Raw genomic sequence first — 18,030 nt, 5'->3', positions numbered from 1 at the left:
TGTCGTGCCTCACATGCTACCGATCGGTATCAATCGGCGTCGTAAGCGGCAGCGAAAAGCTGCACTGCCTCGGCGAAGGAAGCGCCTTGGGCCTTGGCAGCAGCTGCGTACTGGGCGGCAACTTCGGCCAGTGCCCCCCAACGGTCATCGCGGGCACACACTACTGTCCCGTTGCGTCCACGGGTAGCGACAACGCCGGCTGCTTCGAGCTCCTTATATGCGCGGGCGACTGTATGGGGTGCCACGTCCAGTACACCTGCCAGGTTCCGGACAGGCGGCAGTTTCGACCCCACGGCGAGAACGCCTGAATCTGCGAGTTCGATGATGCGGAGCCTCAACTGTTCAAAGAGCGCCACAGCACTGCCGGCGTTGGGTCGCCAGCTCCCGGGGAAATCCCCTGCGGGCGTCATGATGAGCTCCTGGCAGGCACGTGCGCCACCGTCGGCGGCAGATCCGGATTGCGTCCTTGGTCCATGCCGAGAATTAGACCAGCGGCACCACCATGGGACAAGACATGAGGGTGCGTGTTCCTCTGGCCGGTCATAAATGTATGTCGGCTCACGCGTGCTTCCTCGCCACCGCAAAAATACGGCGGAACGGAAACACCGTACCGTGGGCCGTCGACGGGTAGGCCTGGCGCAGCATGGCTGCGTATTCCTTTTCGAAGGCGTCGGCTTCGGGCGCGGGCAGGGCGGAAAGGACGGGTCGCAGTCCTGTGCCCCGTACCCATTCCAGCACCGGTTCCTCCCCCGTAAGTACCTGCTGGTAGGTGGTCTCCCATGCGTCAGCCGAGCATCCGGCGTCGAGCATTATGCCCAAGTAGTCCGCGGGGCTGCCCACCGCGTCATCGTGCCGCAGAACCCCATCCAGTCGCGTCCGCCATCGCGGCGAACCGGCGAGTTCACGCATCAATGCGTGGGAGGGCGACGAAAAGTTGCCCGGGACCTGCAGGGCAAACCAAGCGCCTGGCCTTAGCACTTCGAGCCAGGCGGCGAGCATCTCCTGGTGCCCGGGGACCCACTGGAGGGCAGCGTTCGTCACCACGACGTCGACATCGTTGTCCGGCATCCACTCAGCAATGTCGCCCTGGTTGAAGGACAGCCCACTGTAATGACCCGTCAATGACGCGGCTTTGGCCAGCATTTCCTGCGACGAGTCAATCCCAACAACGTGTGCCGCGGGCCAGCGGTCCGCCAAAGTGGCAGTCATGTTGCCAGGGCCGCAGCCCAGGTCCACCACGTGGCCGGGCTTAGCGGCTTGGATTCTCGCCACCAGGTCATGAAACGGACGGTCCCGATGATTGCCGAACTCGGCGTACTTGGATGGATTCCACTTCATAAAAGCCTCCTGGAGCCGGGCAACACTGCTGGGCTGAGCCTAAACTGTCCGGGCACTAAGCTGGAAACCAATGAAACTTCTTGAGCAGCTTCCTGGTTCCACCGCCACAGGTCCCCTGGACCCGGATGACGTTTACACGCGGTTTGTCGAGTGGACTGAAAGCCGTGGCCTGCAGTTGTACCCGGCCCAGGATGAAGCGATCATGGAACTCGCCTCCGGCGCCAACGTGATTCTTGCCACGCCCACAGGTTCCGGTAAGTCCCTGGTGGCCATCGCCGCCCACTTCGAAGCCATGGCCCGTGGCCAGCGCAGCTACTACACGGCGCCCATCAAGGCACTGGTATCGGAGAAGTTCTTTGCCTTGTGCGACATCTTCGGTGCGGAAAACGTGGGAATGATCACCGGCGATTCCGGCGTCAACCAGGATGCACCCATCATCTGCTGCACAGCGGAAATCCTGGCCAACATAGCCCTCCGCGAAGGGTCAGCGGCCGAACTCGGCTCGGTGGTCATGGACGAATTCCACTTCTACTCCGATCCCCAGCGCGGCTGGGCGTGGCAAGTGCCGCTCCTGGAACTCCCCCAGGCCCAGTTCCTCCTCATGTCTGCCACCCTTGGCGACGTCTCCCGCTTCGAAACAGGCCTCACGGAACTGACCGGCCGGACTACGACAACGGTAAGTTCCGCGGAGCGGCCTATTCCGCTGCATTACTACTACCAGCTGACCCCGGTCCACGAGAGCCTGGAAGAGCTGCTCTCCACCAAGCAGGTTCCCGTGTACGTGGTGCACTTCAGCCAGGCCGAAGCCATCGAACGTGCCCAGAACCTCATGAGCATCAACATGTGCAGCAGGGCCGAGAAGGATCGTATCGCCGAACTGATCGCAGGCTTCCGGTTCGCGGCAGGCTTTGGAAAGACACTCAACCGGCTGGTGCGCCACGGCATCGGAGTCCACCACGCGGGCATGCTGCCCAAATACCGCCGTTTGGTGGAACAGCTTGCCCAGGCCGGGCTGCTTAAGGTCATTTGTGGCACGGACACCCTGGGCGTGGGCATCAACGTTCCGATCAGGACGGTGCTCTTGACGGCCTTGAGCAAGTACGACGGCGTACGCACCAGGTCTCTTAACTCGAGGGAGTTCCACCAGATTGCCGGTCGTGCCGGCCGCGCCGGTTACGACACCGCAGGCACCGTTGTGGTGCAGGCGCCGGATCACGTGGTGGAGAACACCAAGGCCATGGCCAAGGCCACTGCCAAGTTCGGTGATGACCAGAAGAAGCTGCGGCAAGTCGTCAAGAAGAAGCCCCCGGAAGGATTCGTGTCCTGGGGCGAACCCACGTTCAAGAAGCTCGTCGAGTCCATTCCTGAGCCGCTGACGTCCAGCTTCACCGTTACGCACGCGATGCTGCTCAACCTGATGGAGCGTCCGGGCGACCCCTTCCAAGCCACCCGGCGGTTGCTCAGCGAGAACCACGAGAGCCGCCCTGCACAACTTCGGCTGATGAAGAAAGCACTGGGGATCTACCGGGAGCTGTTGGCTGCCGGGGTTGTTGAACGAATCCCCGAGGACGAGCAGGAAGCTGAAGGACGGTCGGTTCGGCTGACGGTTCACCTCCAAGCCAACTTCGCCCTCAACCAGCCGCTGTCCCCCTTCGCTCTAGCAGCCTTGGAACTGCTTGATCCGGAGTCGCCTTCCTACGCACTGGACGTCGTTTCAGTCATTGAGTCGACCTTGGAGAAGCCGCGCCAGATTCTTTCCGCACAGCAGAAGAAGGCCCGCGGGGAAGCTGTTGCCGCCATGAAGGCGGACGGCATCGAATATGAGCAGCGCATGGCCATGCTGGACGAAGTGACCTATCCCATGCCGTTGGCCGGGATTCTTGGTGAGGCGTTCGAGGGCTATCGAAAAGCTGCGCCGTGGGTTGGCGACTTCGAACTCGCACCAAAATCGATCATCCGGGACATGTACGAGCGCGCCATGAACTTTGGCGAGTTCGTGCAGTTCTACGGCCTGGCACGCTCGGAGGGCATCGTCCTGCGATACCTTGCAGACGGTTTCCGGGCACTTCGGCAGACCGTTCCCCAGGACCTGCTGCGCGAGGATCTTGAAGACCTCATTGCCTGGCTCGGAGAACTCGTGCGTCAGGTTGACTCGAGCCTGCTGGACGAATGGGAGGAACTGACCTCCGGGCTGGCTCCGACACCGCACGATGCGCCTCCTCCCCCGCCGCCACTGTTGACCTCGAACATCCGGGCCTTCCGGGTGATGGTCCGGAATGAGATGTTCCGCAGAGTTGAACTTTTCGCAGACGAGGATTCCAGTGCCTTGGGAGAACTCGACGCCGACGCCGGCTGGGACGCCGGGCGGTGGGAAGAAGTTCTGGACGACTACTTCGACGAACACGATGACATCGGGACCGGCCCGGACGCGCGTGGACCCGGTTTGCTGATTATCACGGAGGAGCCGGGCCTGTGGAAGGTCCGACAGATTTTCGACGACCCCGCGGGAAACCATGACTGGGGTATCTCGGCCGAAGTGGATCTGGCGGCGTCCGATGAGAGTGGCACAGCCGTAGTCCGCGTGACCGACGTCAACAGGCTCTAGCCCGAAGAAGCCATGGAACCCGTCCCCGACCTGACCAGCAGCCTGCGCAGCCTGGAGGCCTTGCGCTCGGTAACCCCCGTGACCCCGATGATCCTGCCGGGTTTGAGAAGCTGGTGGGAAGGTGCGCTGGATGTCGAGGGCCTTGCATTGGGTTCAGTGTTGGCAGCAGCCACTGCCCTGGAAGCCCTGACAGGCTGTGCGGGCAGGTATTCAGCGTCATCTGAGCCGGTGGCTGCTTCGTTCGATTCGCTGACGCACCTGCGGATCGCGGGCACCAAACCCCAGGGCTTCGCACCGGCGTCGGGTTTTCGGCGGACCTCGGACGGCTGGATCCGCCTTCACGCGAACTACCCTCACCACGCAGCGCGGCTGATGGAAGCGATGGGCGCGAACAGCGCCCAGGACGTGGACGACGCACTCCTGACCATGACCTCCCTGGACGCCGAGGATGCCATCAACGCCAACCGGGGCGTGGCAACGGCGGTCCGACGCCGTGGCGAATGGGTCTCCTCCGCCATGCACCGCGCGCTCTCTGATGAACCGTGGATCCGGTTTCTCCCATCAACCGCCCTGCAGATGTCGTCAACCACCTCACCAGTTTCTTCTGCCTCAGCCGCGTGGAAGCCATCCAAGGACCCTGAACGGCCACTCACCGGCCTGCGGGTTCTGGACCTGACCCGCGTCATTGCAGGCCCGACGGCGACCCGGCTCCTCGGAGCGCTCGGAGCCGATGTCCTGCGGATCGATCCTCCGGGCCTCCCGGAATTGGAGGAGGCTTTCGTGGATGGCGGTTTCGATAAGCGATCTGCCGTGGCCGACCTGGGGAACGCTGCCGGACTGGAGACCGTCAAAGACCTGATCTCCACCGCGGACGTCGTCGTGACGGGTTACCGCAACGGCGGTCTGGACAGATTTGGCCTGGGAGCTGAAACCCTGTTGGCCGGGAAGCCGGACCTCGTGGTGGCGACCCTGTCGGCTTGGGGAAGCGCGGGGCCGTGGAGACAACGGCGCGATTTCGACAGCCTGGTACAGGCGGCCTGCGGCATCGCCGAAGAATACGGGCATCTGGACGACGACGGGTGGAAGCCAGGTGCGCTGCCGGTGCAGGCCCTGGACCACGCCACAGGCTACGGAGTGGCGGCTGCCGTACTGGCCCTGTTGGCAGAGAGGTTGAGGACAGGGGCAGGAGGAATGGCGGCTTTGTCGCTGGCACGCACCGCCGAGGAACTGTTCAGGTTGCCGGCCCGTCAAGCTGACGTAAAGGCCGCCCGGCTGCCCCAACCTGCGTATCGGGAGACCCCGAGTGCGTATGGCCAGCTGCGGTTCGTGGGGCCGCCGCTGTTGGTGGACGGCGTGCAACTGCAGTATCGCCGGCCGCCTGTGCGGTATGGAACATCCCCGGTGGCGTGGAGCCAGTAAGGCGGGCTTCCTTTAGTAAGCTCGAATGCATGAGTGTTATCCGCCAAGCCACTGTTGACGATGTCCCCGCGATCCTGCGCATGATCCACGATCTGGCGATCTATGAAAAGGAGCCGGACGCCGTCAAGAACACCCCGGAAAAGCTCACGGAGGTGCTGTTTGGCGAGAATCCGCGGGTCTTTGCCACGATTGCGGAAAACGCTGCCGGCACCGTGCAGGGGTTCGCGCTGTGGTTCTTGAACTACTCCACCTGGGAAGGCGTCCACGGCATCTACCTGGAGGACCTTTACGTCGAACCCGACGCCCGTGGTGAGGGCCATGGGAAGGCGCTTCTTCAGTACTTGGCAGCGACCGCCGTCGAACGTGGTTACGCCCGTGTGGAATGGAGCGTCCTGAACTGGAACGAACCATCCATCAATTTCTATAAAAAACTCGGCGCGTTCCCCATGGAGGAATGGTCCACTTTCCGCCTCACCGGAGAGGCCCTGGAAGCTTTCGGCACGAAGGCCGGACAGTCAGAGGAATCGTTTGCCCGTGGCTGAAACGCACTCCTCAATGCCGGAACACACCGTCCTGAACCGCCACGAATTCCGTGGCGTACGCACGGTTGAACACTACTTCACCGTCCCCCTGGTGCATTCCCCCGGTGCCAACGAAGCCACCAGTGAAACGATCACTGTCTTTGCCCGGGAGTACTCCTCCACGGCGCATACCGCGGACGAAGCGTCCAAGCTGCCGTGGCTGCTGTTCCTGCAGGGAGGTCCGGGTGGACGCGGGAACCGGGTAACCTCTCTGGCCGGCTGGATGAAGGCAGCCGCGCGGGATTTCCGCATCCTGATGCTCGACCAACGCGGCACCGGTCTTTCCACCCCCGTTGAACGGCAAACGCTGGAGCTTCGTGGCGACGCTGCTGCCCAGGCTGAGTACCTGACGCACTTCCGGGCCGATTCGATTGTTGCCGATGCAGAATTCATCCGTGGCGTCCTGGGCTCGGGCCCTTGGACCGTCATGGGCCAATCCTTCGGCGGGTTCTGTGCCTTGACCTATCTGTCCTTCGCGCCGGAGGGTTTGCGCGAGGTCCTGATCACCGGAGGCCTGGCTCCCTTGGAAGGACCCGCTGACCGGGTCTACCAGGCGACCTTCAAGCGCGTTGCTGCACGGAACGCCGAATACTTCGGTTGGTACCCGGAAGACCGTGAACGGGTCACCCGGATCGTCCGGCACTTGGAAAAGACTCCCGAGTTCCTGGCAAGCGGTGAGCGGTTGACCCCGGAACGGTTCCAAATGGTCGGATCGTTCCTGGGAGGTAACACCCGCGTGGATTCGCTCCACTATCTGCTGGAGGATGCGTTCATCGACACCTTGAACGGGGAGCGACTCTCAGAAGTGTTCCTCGAGCAAGTACGAAGCCTTGTCAGCAGGGCTGCCAACCCCCTTTACGCTGTGCTGCATGAATCAATCTATGGCCAGGGCGAGGCAACCAACTGGGCGGCGTGGCGGGTCCTGGAGGATTATCCGGAGTTCGAGCCAGGCGCCGAACAGCCGCTGCTCACCGGGGAAATGGTTTATCCCTGGTATTTCGAACAGGACCCCTCCCTTGCACCCCTGCGCGACGTAGCGGAAATCCTTGCCGCCCGCAAAGACTGGAAGCCGCTGTACGACACCGCCGCCTTGGCCGCGAACCCGGTTCCCGTGGCTGCGGCAGTGTACAAGGATGACATCTACGTGGACCACGATTTGTCACTTGAAACCGCTGCGGCCGTTCGCGGGCTCCAGGCATGGGTTACGTCCGATTTCCACCACGACGGTATCGCGGAAGATGGTGAAGGCATCTTCAAACGGCTTTTGGGCATGGTCCGTGGCGCACGCTGACCGCTTGGCTGAGCTTCAGCGGCTGCTCACGCCCGGGCGGCGCCGAAGAGCCATGGCCAGAGTCAGGGCAAGGACTGCTGCAGCCACTAAGCTGGACGCCACGTTGAGGCCCTGGTAGCCAATCCACGCGAGGAGAAGGCCGGAGGTGGCGCCCCCGATTGCCCCCGCAGCGCCCATCAAGGTGTCCGAGACTCCTTGGACGGTGACCCGCTCATCCTGGCTGACGCTTTCAGCCAGCATTGTCGAACCAGCGATGGTGGCTGCGGACCAACCCAGGCCCAGAAGGATCAATCCTGCAGTGACAAGCGTGGGTTCGTGCTGCCCGAAGCCGGCGATGAACACGGCCACCAGCAGCAGGCCGTGCCCGATGGCAATGGTCTGCAGCCGGCCGGCCTTGTCCGTCAGCCATCCCCACACCGGCGACAAGGCGAACATGCCGGCAATATGAAGCGAAATGGTGACCCCGATAATCACCAGAGCATCCGTACTGTCGGTGGTTCCCCCGTGGTGGCCGGCATGGGATCCGTCCACCAGCTGCTGGAGGTGAAGAGGCGTCATGGACATGACCGCCACCATGACCCCGTGGGCGGCGATAACAGCGGCCAGTGCCAGAAGGGCCTGCGGGGAGGAACGAACGGCCCGTAGGCCGGACCTGACAGTGCCCCTGACGGGGATGCTCCCGGTACCGCCCGAATCGTTGGCGCTTGATGCCAGCCGCCGGGCAAGCAACAAGGGATCCGGCCTGAGCCCCAGGAACAGAAGCAGCGCCGCCAGCAAGAGCCCTGCCGCGGAAAAGACAAAGGGGCCTGCAATGGGCGGCAACCCCAGAGCCTGTCCCACCAAGGCACCTGGCTGGATGAGGTTCGGCCCGGCAACCGCTCCGATGGTGATGGCCCAGACCACTGTGGACAGGGACCTGCCGCGATGTTCGGGTTCGGCGAGGTCTACGGCAGCAAACCGCGCCTGGAGGTTTGCCGCAGTGCCCAGGCCCAGGAAGGCTGCCCCCAGTACCAGGACGGGGAATGACCTGGCCATCACGGCGACTATGAACAGGAGTGCCCCGATCATGGCAGCTACCAAGCCGGTGACCAGCCCCACCCGGCGTCCACGTGCTTCGGCCAGCCGCGCCAGCGGAAGGGCGGCAATGGCGGCCGCCAGGGTTAACACGGTAGTGATGGAACCTGCCCATGCCTCGGAGCCGGACAGATCAACAGCCAGCAGGGAGCCAATGGAAAGCGTCGCTCCATTGCCAACTCCGCTGAGGAGCTGGGACGCACTGAGCAGGAAAACACTACGGCGCTGAACCCGTTGTGGGTCCAGCGCCGTAGTTGGGGAGGTAGTCACCCCATGAGACTACAACTTTCGATGAAGTTACTCTGCTTCGCTCAAGCTCTTTCGTGCGTCTTCCTCAAGCCGGGCATCAATCTTGGCCTGGCGTGCTGCGGGGCTGAGAAGGCTGGCCACTACGGCCACGACGATGGTACCGACGATGACCGCCAGCGACACGTACGTAGGGATCTCCGGAGCCCACTCGATGTGGTGGCCGCCGTTGATGAAGGGAAGTTCGTTGACATGCATGGCGTGCAGGACAAGCTTGACGCCGATGAACGCCAGGATTACCGACAAGGCGTGCTTCAGATAGACCAAGCGGGTCATGAGTCCGCCCAACAGGAAGTAGAGCTGACGAAGGCCCATCAACGCGAAAATGTTGGCTGTGAAAACGATGAATGCACTTTGGGTCAGGCCGAAGATCGCGGGGATGGAGTCCACGGCGAACAAGAGGTCGGTCAGGCCGATGGTCACGAAGACGATCAGCATGGGGGTGAAGACCTTCTTGCCGTTGACAGTGGTCCGCAACTTGCCGCCGTCGAACTTCTCGGACATGGGAAGCACCCTGCGAAGGCGGGCAATCAAGGGGTTCTCGGCCCCTTCTTCCTCATCCTCACCGGAGTCCTTGGCTTGCTTCCAGGCGGTCCACAGAAGGAAAGCGCCGAAGATGTAGAACACCCAGCTGAACTGTTCGATCACCACGGCGCCCAGGGCGATGAAGATACCTCGGAGCACCAAGGCGATGATGATGCCCACCATCAGCACTTCCTGCTGGTACTTACGGGGCACAGCGAACCGGGCCATGATGATGATGAACACGAACAGGTTGTCGATGCTGAGGCTGTATTCAGTCACCCAGCCCGCAATGAACTGGCTTCCGTACTCGGGGCCCGTGAAGTAGAACATGGCTCCGGCGAACACCATGGCCAAGGCCACGTAGAAAGCGACCCACAGGCCGGCTTCCTTCATCGAGGGTTCGTGGGGGCGCTTGACGACCAACAGCAGGTCGACAGCGAGGATAATTCCGAGGACGACAAACGAGCCGACCTCGAACCAGACAGGGAGCTCCATTAAAGGGCCTTTCGCAGGGTACGGGAAAACGGTGTAAGTCTCTCCGGCCGCCTTGGAGCGTTTGATGCTCTGACATGGCGACCCGCTAGGCCCGGCGAGGCAACCATGCCTTGCGTGCTGACGAACCTAGCGCTTGGGATACTCCCCTACGTGGCTTAAACCTTACCCTAGGCGTGACCGGCGGACTGCATCTGGCGTAATTCGCGCTTCAACTCCTTGACTTCGTCACGGATCCTTGCTGCGACCTCGAACTGGAGTTCGGCGGCGGCACCATGCATTTGTTCCGTGAGCTGTTCGATGAGGCCCACCAAATCCTCCGCCGGCGCTGCTGCAAGGCCGTCCTGCCGGACAGTTGCGGCGCCCTTCGCGGACGTCTTACCGCGTTTGCCGCCCTTGGCCAGCCGGTTGTTGTTGAGCAGCTCCTGGGTATCTGCGTCTTCCTTGGCCAACTGGTCGGTGATGTCAGCGATTTTTTTGCGCAAGGGCTGCGGGTCGATGCCGTGCTCAGTGTTGTACTTGACCTGGATGGCGCGGCGCCGGTTGGTCTCATCAATCGCGTGCGCCATGGAGTCTGTGATCCGGTCGGCGTACATGTGGACCTGGCCTGACACGTTACGGGCGGCACGGCCGATGGTCTGGATCAGCGACGTGGAGGAACGCAGGAAGCCTTCCTTATCGGCGTCGAGGATACTCACCAAGGAGACCTCCGGAAGGTCAAGGCCTTCCCGGAGCAGGTTGATGCCCACCAGGACATCGAAGACACCCATGCGCAGTTCCCGGAGCAGCTCCACACGCCTCAAGGTGTCGACGTCCGAGTGCAGGTACTCCACCTTGATGCCGTGTCCCACAAGGTAATCGGTCAGGTCCTCGGCCATCCGCTTGGTCAAGGTGGTCACAAGAACGCGCTCGTTCTTCTCCGTGCGGATTCGGATCTCCCCCAGCAGGTCGTCGATCTGGCCCTTGGTGGGTTTGACCACCACCTCGGGGTCGATGAGGCCCGTGGGTCGGATAATCTGCTGCACATAGCCATCGGCCTTGCCGAGCTCGTACTTTCCGGGAGTGGCCGAGAGGTAGACCGTCTGGCCGATGCGCTCAAGGAATTCGTCCCATTTCAGGGGCCGGTTATCCATGGCAGAGGGCAACCGGAAGCCGAAGTCCACGAGGTTTCGCTTCCGGGACATGTCGCCTTCGTACATGGCGCCGATCTGCGGAATGGTCACGTGCGATTCATCGACCACCAGCAGGAAGTCATCCGGGAAGTAGTCCAGGAGGCAGTGAGGTGCCGTGCCGGGCTCGCGGCCGTCGATGTGCACCGAGTAGTTCTCGATGCCGTTGCAGAACCCCATCTGCTGCATCATTTCAAGGTCATAGGTGGTCCGCATGCGGAGTCGCTGGGCTTCCACCAGCTTGTTCTGGGCTTCGAGGACCTTCAGGCGGTCCGCCAGTTCGTCTTCAATCCGCTTGATGGCCCGCGCCATCCGTTCGGGACCGGCCACGTAGTGCGAGGCCGGGAAGACGTACATCTCTTCCTCCTCCCGGATGACCTCGCCAGTCAGCGGATGGAGCGTCTGGATGTTCTCGATCTCATCGCCGAAGAACTCAATCCTGATGGCGAGTTCCTCGTACATGGGAATGATTTCCACGGTATCGCCACGGACCCGGAAGGTTCCCCGGTGAAAGTCCATGTCGTTGCGGGCGTACTGCATGGAGACAAACTTCCGCAGGAGATGGTCGCGGTTCATTTCCGCTCCCTTCCGGAGTGTCACCATCCCGGCGATGTACTCTTCGGGCGTGCCCAAGCCGTAGATGCAGGAAACGGTTGCCACCACGATGACATCGCGGCGGGTCAGCAATGCGTTGGTGGCAGAGTGGCGCAGCCGTTCGACTTCCTCGTTGATGGACGAGTCCTTCTCGATGAAGGTGTCCGTCTGGGCCACATACGCTTCCGGCTGGTAGTAGTCGTAATACGAAACGAAGTACTCAACCGCGTTGTTCGGCAGGAGCTCCCGGAACTCGTTGGCCAGCTGCGCCGCCAGGGTCTTGTTCTGCACCATCACCAAGGTAGGCCGCTGGACCTGCTCGATGAGCCATGCCGTGGTGGCGCTCTTGCCCGTACCCGTGGCACCAAGGAGGACTACGTCCTTCTCACCGTTGTTGATGCGTTCGGTCAACTCTGCGATGGCGGATGGCTGGTCGCCTGCGGGCTTATACTCACTGACAACTTCAAAGGGTGCGACGACACGGTTGATTTCCTGGGCAAGGCTCATACATCAAATCTACCCCCGACCCCGGACAGCTACTGTCCGCGTTTGCGCTCAGCGGAAGATGAATACGACGGCGGTGCCCAGCCGGTGCGTTTGGCCCACTCCTCCATCTGCGGCCACGCCACGTCAGTGAACCACGGCTCTTTGGCTTCGGCATAGGCTGCACTGTCCTTGTCCCCCGCATGGGCCCCGGCCAAGCCGCGTTTGTGGGCCTCATACTCAGCGCGGGCTGCAGGGTCGGCGCGCAGCCAGTCCCGGAACAACAGGGCGTAATACCAGCCGGGCGATCCAGCCTTCCGAACGTGAAGATTCACAGCCCGGCCGGGATCGGCGTTGGCATGGAACCGCTTTTGCCAGGATTCCGGAGAAGGGTGGGAGGGCTTTGGAGTGTCCCCGCGAACGTGCTGCACTGCTGGGAATCCGGCTGCGCCAAGCAGGGGCGAGACCCGGTCGGCCGTCTCGAGATCGCGCACCGTCAGTTGAAGGTCGATGACATCCTTCGCGGCCAGGCCCGGCACAGAGGTTGAGCCGATATGGTCAACGGCCAGAATCGCATCCGGAGCGGCCAGGGCGACGCGGGCTGCCAGCCGTTCGGCCTGCCGTGCCCATTCCCCATTCGAGGCAACAAGGACGGGGCCATCGGTCCGGGGCGCGCGGACACCACGCTTGATGTTTTCCGCAAAAGGCACCAGACGCCGCTCCCACAGTGCATCAACCGCGGCAAGTAGATCCTCCCGACTGCCGGAATTGTCCAGGATGACGTCGGCTGCAGCTTGGCGCTCCGCCCTGGAGGCCTGCGCGGCCATGCGGGAACGCGCGTCCTCCGGCGTCATGCCTCGAAGCTCCACCATCCGTTGGACACGCAGCTCATCAGGCGCATCCACTACCAGCACCAGGTGGAAGGTGCTGCCTTGTCCGGTTTCCACCAGCAGAGGAATGTCCTGCACCACGATGTCACCCGCACCGGCGCTGTTCATGATGGCGGCCGCGGACTTGCGGACGAGCGGGTGGACGATGGCGTTCAGGATTTCGCGCTGAGCCGGTTCCCGGAACACGATGGAACCCAGCTCCGGCCGGTCGAGCCCGCCGTCGTGATCCAGGATGCCAGGACCGAAGGCTTCAACAACCTGTTCCAGCCCCGGTGTCCCGGGTTCCACTACTTGCCGGGCGATAACATCCGCGTCTATGAGCAGTGCCCCCAGCTCCCGGAGCCTGGATGCCACCAACGATTTGCCTGAGGCGATGCCGCCCGTCAGTCCGATTTTCAGCACCCCTCAACACTAGACTGAAGCGGTGGAAATTGAGGAAGAAAGCCGTGCGACCCGGTACACGACGCTCCGGGCAGGGCCCGACTTCCGCCACGAACTGGAAATCCGGCGGTCGCGTTTCATCACCGTGCTCCGCAGGGTGCCGGATGAGGATTCCGCCCGCGCGTTGGTGGCCGGGCTACGGCGCGAGTTCCACGACGCCCGCCACCACTGCTCGGCGTTCGTCATCGGACCGGACCGGATGATCCAGCGATCGAACGACGACGGCGAACCCTCCGGTACCGCGGGCATACCGATGCTCGAAGCCCTTATCAAACGTGAGTCGGCGCCCGGGGTGACCGACCTCAGCGACGTCGCTGCCGTCGTCGTACGCTATTTCGGCGGAATTCTGCTGGGGGCGGGCGGGCTGGTCCGTGCCTATTCGGAATCGGTCTCGACGGCCCTGGACCTGGCTCCCCTGGTTCAGCGACGGCGTCTGCGGCTCTGCGCCGTAGAGGTCGCCCATGCCGAAGCCGGGCGTTTGGAGAACGAACTCCGGAATGCCGGATATGTCATGGCTGAAACCGCGTATGAAGCACGGCATGCGGTCCTGCGCATAGCGCTGGAGGACTCAGCCACTGAGATCGGCGATGCCCACGCCCGGGTGGCGGCACTGACCGCAGGCAGCTCACTCCTCCGTCCCGAGGGTACCGAATGGATTGACGTTCCGGCTTAAGGATGCGCCAACAGATTGACCGCAAAACAGAAGGACCCCTGCCCGGAGGCAGGGGTCCTTCTTTGGCTATTCAGCACATCCCGTGAGGGCGGCGGAATTAGTTGCCGGTCAGCTTCTCGCGCAGTGCGGCGAGTGCTTCGTCGGACGCCAGGGTGCCAGCGTTGGACTCAGCAGCAGCCGGCTCCGAGGAGTAGCTGGTGGTGCCGGAATCGCTCTCACCGGACGTTGCAGCAGCAGCGTCGTCGGCAGCGTGCTGGGCAACCTGCTTCTTGTGGGCTTCCCAACGGGTCTGGGCGTCAGCGTACTGCTGCTCCCAAGCGGCGCGCTGGGTCTCGTAGCCTTCGAGCCATTCGTTCGACTCGGGGTCGAAGCCCTCAGGGTACTTGTAGTTGCCCTCTTCGTCGTACTCAGCGGCCATGCCGTACAGAGCGGGATCGAACTCGGTGCTGTCAGCGTCCACGCCCTCGTTGGCCTGCTTGAGGGAGAGGGAGATACGACGACGCTCGAGGTCGATGTCGATGACCTTGACGAACAGTTCGTCGCCAACGGAGACAACCTGCTCGGCGAGCTCCACGTGGCGGACAGCCAGCTCGGAGATGTGGACGAGGCCTTCGATGCCGTCTTCGACGCGAACGAACGCACCGAACGGAACCAGCTTGGTGACCTTACCCGGAACAACCTGGCCGAGGGCGTGGGTGCGGGCGAAGGTCTGCCACGGATCTTCCTGCGTAGCCTTGAGCGACAGGGAGACACGCTCGCGGTCCAGATCCACTTCGAGGACCTCGACGGTGACTTCCTGGCCAACCTCGACAACCTCGGACGGGTGGTCGATGTGCTTCCAGGACAGCTCGGAAACGTGAACGAGGCCGTCTACGCCGCCAAGGTCCACGAATGCACCGAAGTTGACGATGGAGGAAACAACGCCCGGACGAACCTGGCCCTTTTCCAGCTTGTTGAGGAACGTGGAGCGAACCTCGGACTGGGTCTGCTCGAGCCATGCACGGCGGGACAGAACAACGTTGTTGCGGTTCTTGTCGAGCTCGATGATCTTGGCTTCGATCTGCTGACCGATGTACGGAGCGAGGTCGCGGACGCGACGCATCTCGACGAGGGATGCGGGCAGGAAGCCGCGCAGGCCGATGTCCAGGATGAGGCCACCCTTGACAACCTCGATGACGGTACCGGTAACGACGCCGTCTTCTTCCTTGACCTTCTCGATGTCGCCCCAGGCACGCTCGTACTGAGCACGCTTCTTGGAGAGGATCAGACGGCCTTCTTTGTCTTCCTTGGTGAGAACCAAAGCTTCGACCTGATCGCCAACGGCGACAACGTCACCGGGATCAACATCGTGCTTGATGGAAAGCTCGCGGGAAGGGATGACACCTTCGGTCTTGTAACCGATGTCGAGCAGAACTTCGTCGCGGTCGACCTTGACGACGGTACCTTCGACGAGGTCTCCGTCGTTGAAGTACTTGATGGTGGCGTCGACAGCTGCGAGGAAGTCCTCAGCGGTACCGATGTCGTTAATGGCGACTACGGGGGTACCGGGCTTCTCGGTGGAGGTGATGGTCATGTAGTAGGGGCTCCGTTGTGGATAGTTAGTCGGTCAGGCAAACCGCTGCCGCCCGGGTCCGGACGGCAGAACACGGCAAAGCGCCGGGTCATCCTGATTTGTGGATTAGTACAAAATGGATGCATGCACGTAGTACACGCCCGTTTATTCTAGTCGTATTGGCAAAGCAGGGTCAAAAGCGGTGTCATGGCTTCAGGACATCCCCGAGCCGCGCGAAGGAAATACCCTTGTCCAGCAACCGCGGCAAGGCGCGCCCATAGCCTTCCGCTGTTGCTCCCGCCGGCTTATTGAAGTGCGAAATGACAATGTCTCCGGGCCCGACCCGGCCCACCTCGGTGGCGACGGTGGCCGCCGGAAAGGTAGCGCCGCCGTCGCCGTTGACAGTAAAGTTGACCGGCAGCATGCCGAGCCTGCGCGTCATGGCCGCCGTGACGTCGTCGTAAAAGGCCGTTCCCGGACGGAAGAACCGCGGGGACTTCCCGAAAGTGTCCTGCATGATTGCCTGGTTGCCCATGAGTTCGTCGTACGCCGCGGACGCTGTGGCCGTTCCGGTGATCCCATAGGCTGACTTGCCGCTGACCGACAACGGAAGGTGTGATGTCCCGTGGTTGGCCAGTTCGAACAGCGGGTCCGCTGCCAGCTCCGCGGAAAGTCCGGGATTGGCCTGGATCCAGCGGCTGTTGACGAAGAGTGTGGCGGGTACGTGGAGCTTGCGCAGGGTCCGCAGCAGTTCATGGTCGCACCCTGAACCCCCCGGCCCGCCGCACGCATCGAACGTCAAGGCCACTTGCTTGGCCGGAGAGTCGTTGACGACTCCGGTGACATGCAGTCCCCATTCCTTGGGCTGCCTGCCTGCAAACTCAGCAAGGATTTTTTGTTTGTCCGGCACCGCCGGGGTCTTCATGGTCGGCTGCGCGAGGGCGGCTGCAGCCTGTTCGCTCGACTTGGCAGAGACGGACGGAGGCGGCGTAGCGGGACCGGTTGGCCGCAATTGCTCCGTTGCCACATCCTTTTCAGGAGCGCCCGGCAAGGACCCGGTCCCGCTGTCTGCACATCCTGCCAGGACAGCAGTTGCCAAACCTGCCATTCCAAGCAGCACTGATCGCCGGCCAGCCAATGGCCGCCGCTTGGAATCCCCCATGGATGTCCTTACTGACGTCGTAACTATGTGGTTGTAGTGAAGTGGTACTGCCTAGAAGTGTGTCAGACAGTGAGCGGAACGTTCCACTGTGAACAACTGCTGGGCCAGGAACGCGGCACCCGGGGTGTTCTCGCGGATGCGGCCGGCGGCTGCCAACGTCACCGGCGATACCGCACCCAGGTAAATGGAGGCGAGGCCTGCGGCGTCCATGCTGAGGTCCGGCGTCTCACCCGAAGCATCCTTGACGACGGGGGCAGCACCGCCGTCGGATTCCAGAAGCCAGGTGCCGCCCGCCAAGCCCAAGGAGTCGGTGACCTCAATAACCAGGCGGCCGGCTGCAGGGAACTTCCGGGCCTCCAAAGCGGCCTGGGTATCCAGGATCCTGAGCCACAGCATGTCACGGACTTCGGATGCCTCAATGCACCTCTGGTCCTCGAGCGCCCATGCCAGCGGATCATCCACGGGGGCCTCGGCCCACGTGACTTCGTCGATGAGGTCGATGCTGCCCAGGAAGCGCCACAAGTCGCGGTAGCCGGCGTTGGTTGCGGCAACGAGGTCCACGATTTCCATGGTGTACGGCTTGTGGTCCCAGCCCTTGAAGCGGTAGGAAACGTAGCCATCCAATGTTCCGGAGGGGTCGTAATGCAAGGCGCAACGCACGGAGGCATCGGGCTTGCCGTCATGGCCGATTGAACCGGATGCCACCAAGCGGTAGTACTCCTGCCTGTCGACCGAACCCGGAGAAAGCCGCTGGACCCGCTCAAAGACCTCTGGCGCAACGTCCAGGAGGACTGAAGGATCGGCGACTTCGACCACGCCTTCAGGCTGTCCCTTGAGCCGGAATCGCGGACCGGTGTCGACTTTGATGCTGCGTTCAAAAGTGGCCACACCAAAGCCGAATCGTCCGTAAATGGAACCTTCGGAGGCCGTGAGCGCCGCCATGGCGAGGCCGTCGTCCTTGGCGCCTTGCAGGTCGGCAGTGATCATGCCGCGGAGGATTCCGTTGCGCCTGTGGGTTCCACGGACGGTTACGGCAGTAATCAGGTTGGACTCCAGCTGGCGCCCGTAGCCGATGTTGAGAGATTTGCGCATGGTGGCATAGGTGGCCACCGGGACATCCGCGCCGAGCGAATGATCGGGAACGTCCGCGTTGACATAGACACCGGTCAGCTCGCGCTTGTCGGTCCGGTAGGCAGCCAGGGTTTTGGCCAGGTATTCGTCGTCCCGCCGCTCCTGGTGGAAGCCGTGCGAGACGGCCTGCACCCAGGTGGTGCAACGGCTGTAGCCTTCGTCAGTCTTGTCGGCGACAACAGGGAATCGTTGGACAGAGTACTTTTCGGAGTTTCTTTCATTGGGATCAGCCACGCCTTCGAGCCTAGCCAGACGCCTGAGGGCGCGCCACCACCACGGCGGCGCGCCCTCAAGCGGTTACTCG

General features: G+C 62.6%; 14 protein-coding genes. 5 read left to right on the top strand and 9 right to left on the bottom strand.

Annotation, left to right across the window (positions count from 1 at the left end; translation table 11 throughout):
* Nucleotides 1-29 precede the first annotated feature (29 nt).
* Both ACNAOU_RS10730 and ACNAOU_RS10725 read right to left on the bottom strand, forming a co-directional pair.
* Nucleotides 30-410 (bottom strand): GntR family transcriptional regulator, encoded by a 381-nt coding sequence (locus ACNAOU_RS10730; protein ID WP_018777547.1) that lies wholly within the window; start codon nt 408-410, stop codon nt 30-32.
* 148 nt (nt 411-558) lie between these two features.
* Entirely contained in the window at nt 559-1,338 is a 780-nt protein-coding gene (locus ACNAOU_RS10725) for a trans-aconitate 2-methyltransferase (protein WP_422758633.1), read from the bottom strand.
* Nucleotides 1,339-1,408: 70 nt separating this feature from the next.
* On the opposite strand from ACNAOU_RS10725, the gene ACNAOU_RS10720 reads away from it, so the two are divergent.
* Genes ACNAOU_RS10720 through ACNAOU_RS10705 form a run of 4 tightly spaced genes read left to right on the top strand, consistent with a single transcriptional unit; the run spans nt 1,409 to nt 7,234 of the window.
* Nucleotides 1,409-3,943, top strand: coding sequence for a DEAD/DEAH box helicase (locus tag ACNAOU_RS10720; RefSeq protein WP_422758632.1), 2,535 nt, complete (start codon nt 1,409-1,411; stop codon nt 3,941-3,943).
* Nucleotides 3,944-3,955: 12 nt separating this feature from the next.
* The gene (locus ACNAOU_RS10715; protein WP_422758631.1) at nt 3,956-5,362 is read left to right on the top strand and encodes a CoA transferase; all 1,407 of its coding nucleotides are present in this window, start codon (nt 3,956-3,958) and stop codon (nt 5,360-5,362) included.
* A gap of 29 nt (nt 5,363-5,391) precedes the next feature.
* Nucleotides 5,392-5,904, top strand: coding sequence for a GNAT family N-acetyltransferase (locus tag ACNAOU_RS10710; protein ID WP_422758630.1), 513 nt, complete (start codon nt 5,392-5,394; stop codon nt 5,902-5,904).
* A 13-nt stretch (nt 5,905-5,917) separates the two neighbouring features.
* Complete coding sequence (locus ACNAOU_RS10705) at nt 5,918-7,234, top strand: alpha/beta fold hydrolase (protein WP_422758681.1); 1,317 nt, start codon at nt 5,918-5,920, stop codon at nt 7,232-7,234.
* Nucleotides 7,235-7,249: 15 nt separating this feature from the next.
* Here the strand turns inward: ACNAOU_RS10705 and ACNAOU_RS10700 are convergent, their stop codons facing one another.
* From ACNAOU_RS10700 to coaE, 4 genes are all read right to left on the bottom strand, one after another.
* A complete protein-coding gene (locus tag ACNAOU_RS10700; protein ID WP_422758629.1) occupies nt 7,250-8,578 on the bottom strand; it encodes an MFS transporter in 1,329 nt (442 codons plus the stop codon).
* Nucleotides 8,579-8,605: 27 nt separating this feature from the next.
* Nucleotides 8,606-9,634 (bottom strand): TerC family protein, encoded by a 1,029-nt coding sequence (locus ACNAOU_RS10695; protein ID WP_018777540.1) that lies wholly within the window; start codon nt 9,632-9,634, stop codon nt 8,606-8,608.
* 167 nt (nt 9,635-9,801) lie between these two features.
* Nucleotides 9,802-11,901, bottom strand: coding sequence for an excinuclease ABC subunit UvrB (gene uvrB / locus ACNAOU_RS10690; RefSeq protein WP_422758628.1), 2,100 nt, complete (start codon nt 11,899-11,901; stop codon nt 9,802-9,804).
* A gap of 29 nt (nt 11,902-11,930) precedes the next feature.
* Nucleotides 11,931-13,169, bottom strand: coding sequence for a dephospho-CoA kinase (gene coaE / locus ACNAOU_RS10685; RefSeq protein ID WP_422758627.1), 1,239 nt, complete (start codon nt 13,167-13,169; stop codon nt 11,931-11,933).
* Nucleotides 13,170-13,191: 22 nt separating this feature from the next.
* On the opposite strand from coaE, the gene ACNAOU_RS10680 reads away from it, so the two are divergent.
* Nucleotides 13,192-13,881, top strand: coding sequence for an IMPACT family protein (locus tag ACNAOU_RS10680; RefSeq protein ID WP_018777537.1), 690 nt, complete (start codon nt 13,192-13,194; stop codon nt 13,879-13,881).
* A 97-nt stretch (nt 13,882-13,978) separates the two neighbouring features.
* Here the strand turns inward: ACNAOU_RS10680 and rpsA are convergent, their stop codons facing one another.
* From rpsA to ACNAOU_RS10665, 3 genes are all read right to left on the bottom strand, one after another.
* Complete coding sequence (gene rpsA / locus ACNAOU_RS10675; protein WP_011774756.1) at nt 13,979-15,454, bottom strand: 30S ribosomal protein S1; 1,476 nt, start codon at nt 15,452-15,454, stop codon at nt 13,979-13,981.
* A 184-nt stretch (nt 15,455-15,638) separates the two neighbouring features.
* Nucleotides 15,639-16,595 (bottom strand): polysaccharide deacetylase family protein, encoded by a 957-nt coding sequence (locus ACNAOU_RS10670; protein WP_055975671.1) that lies wholly within the window; start codon nt 16,593-16,595, stop codon nt 15,639-15,641.
* A 51-nt stretch (nt 16,596-16,646) separates the two neighbouring features.
* Nucleotides 16,647-17,960, bottom strand: a complete 1,314-nt coding sequence (locus tag ACNAOU_RS10665) for a GNAT family N-acetyltransferase (RefSeq protein WP_189075599.1) — start codon at nt 17,958-17,960, stop codon at nt 16,647-16,649.
* Nucleotides 17,961-18,030: the final 70 nt, after the last annotated feature.

The sequence above is a fragment of the Paenarthrobacter sp. C1 genome (assembly GCF_049315185.1).
GTDB lineage: Bacteria > Actinomycetota > Actinomycetes > Actinomycetales > Micrococcaceae > Arthrobacter > Arthrobacter nicotinovorans.
This window is presented reverse-complemented; position numbering and strand designations above follow the sequence as displayed.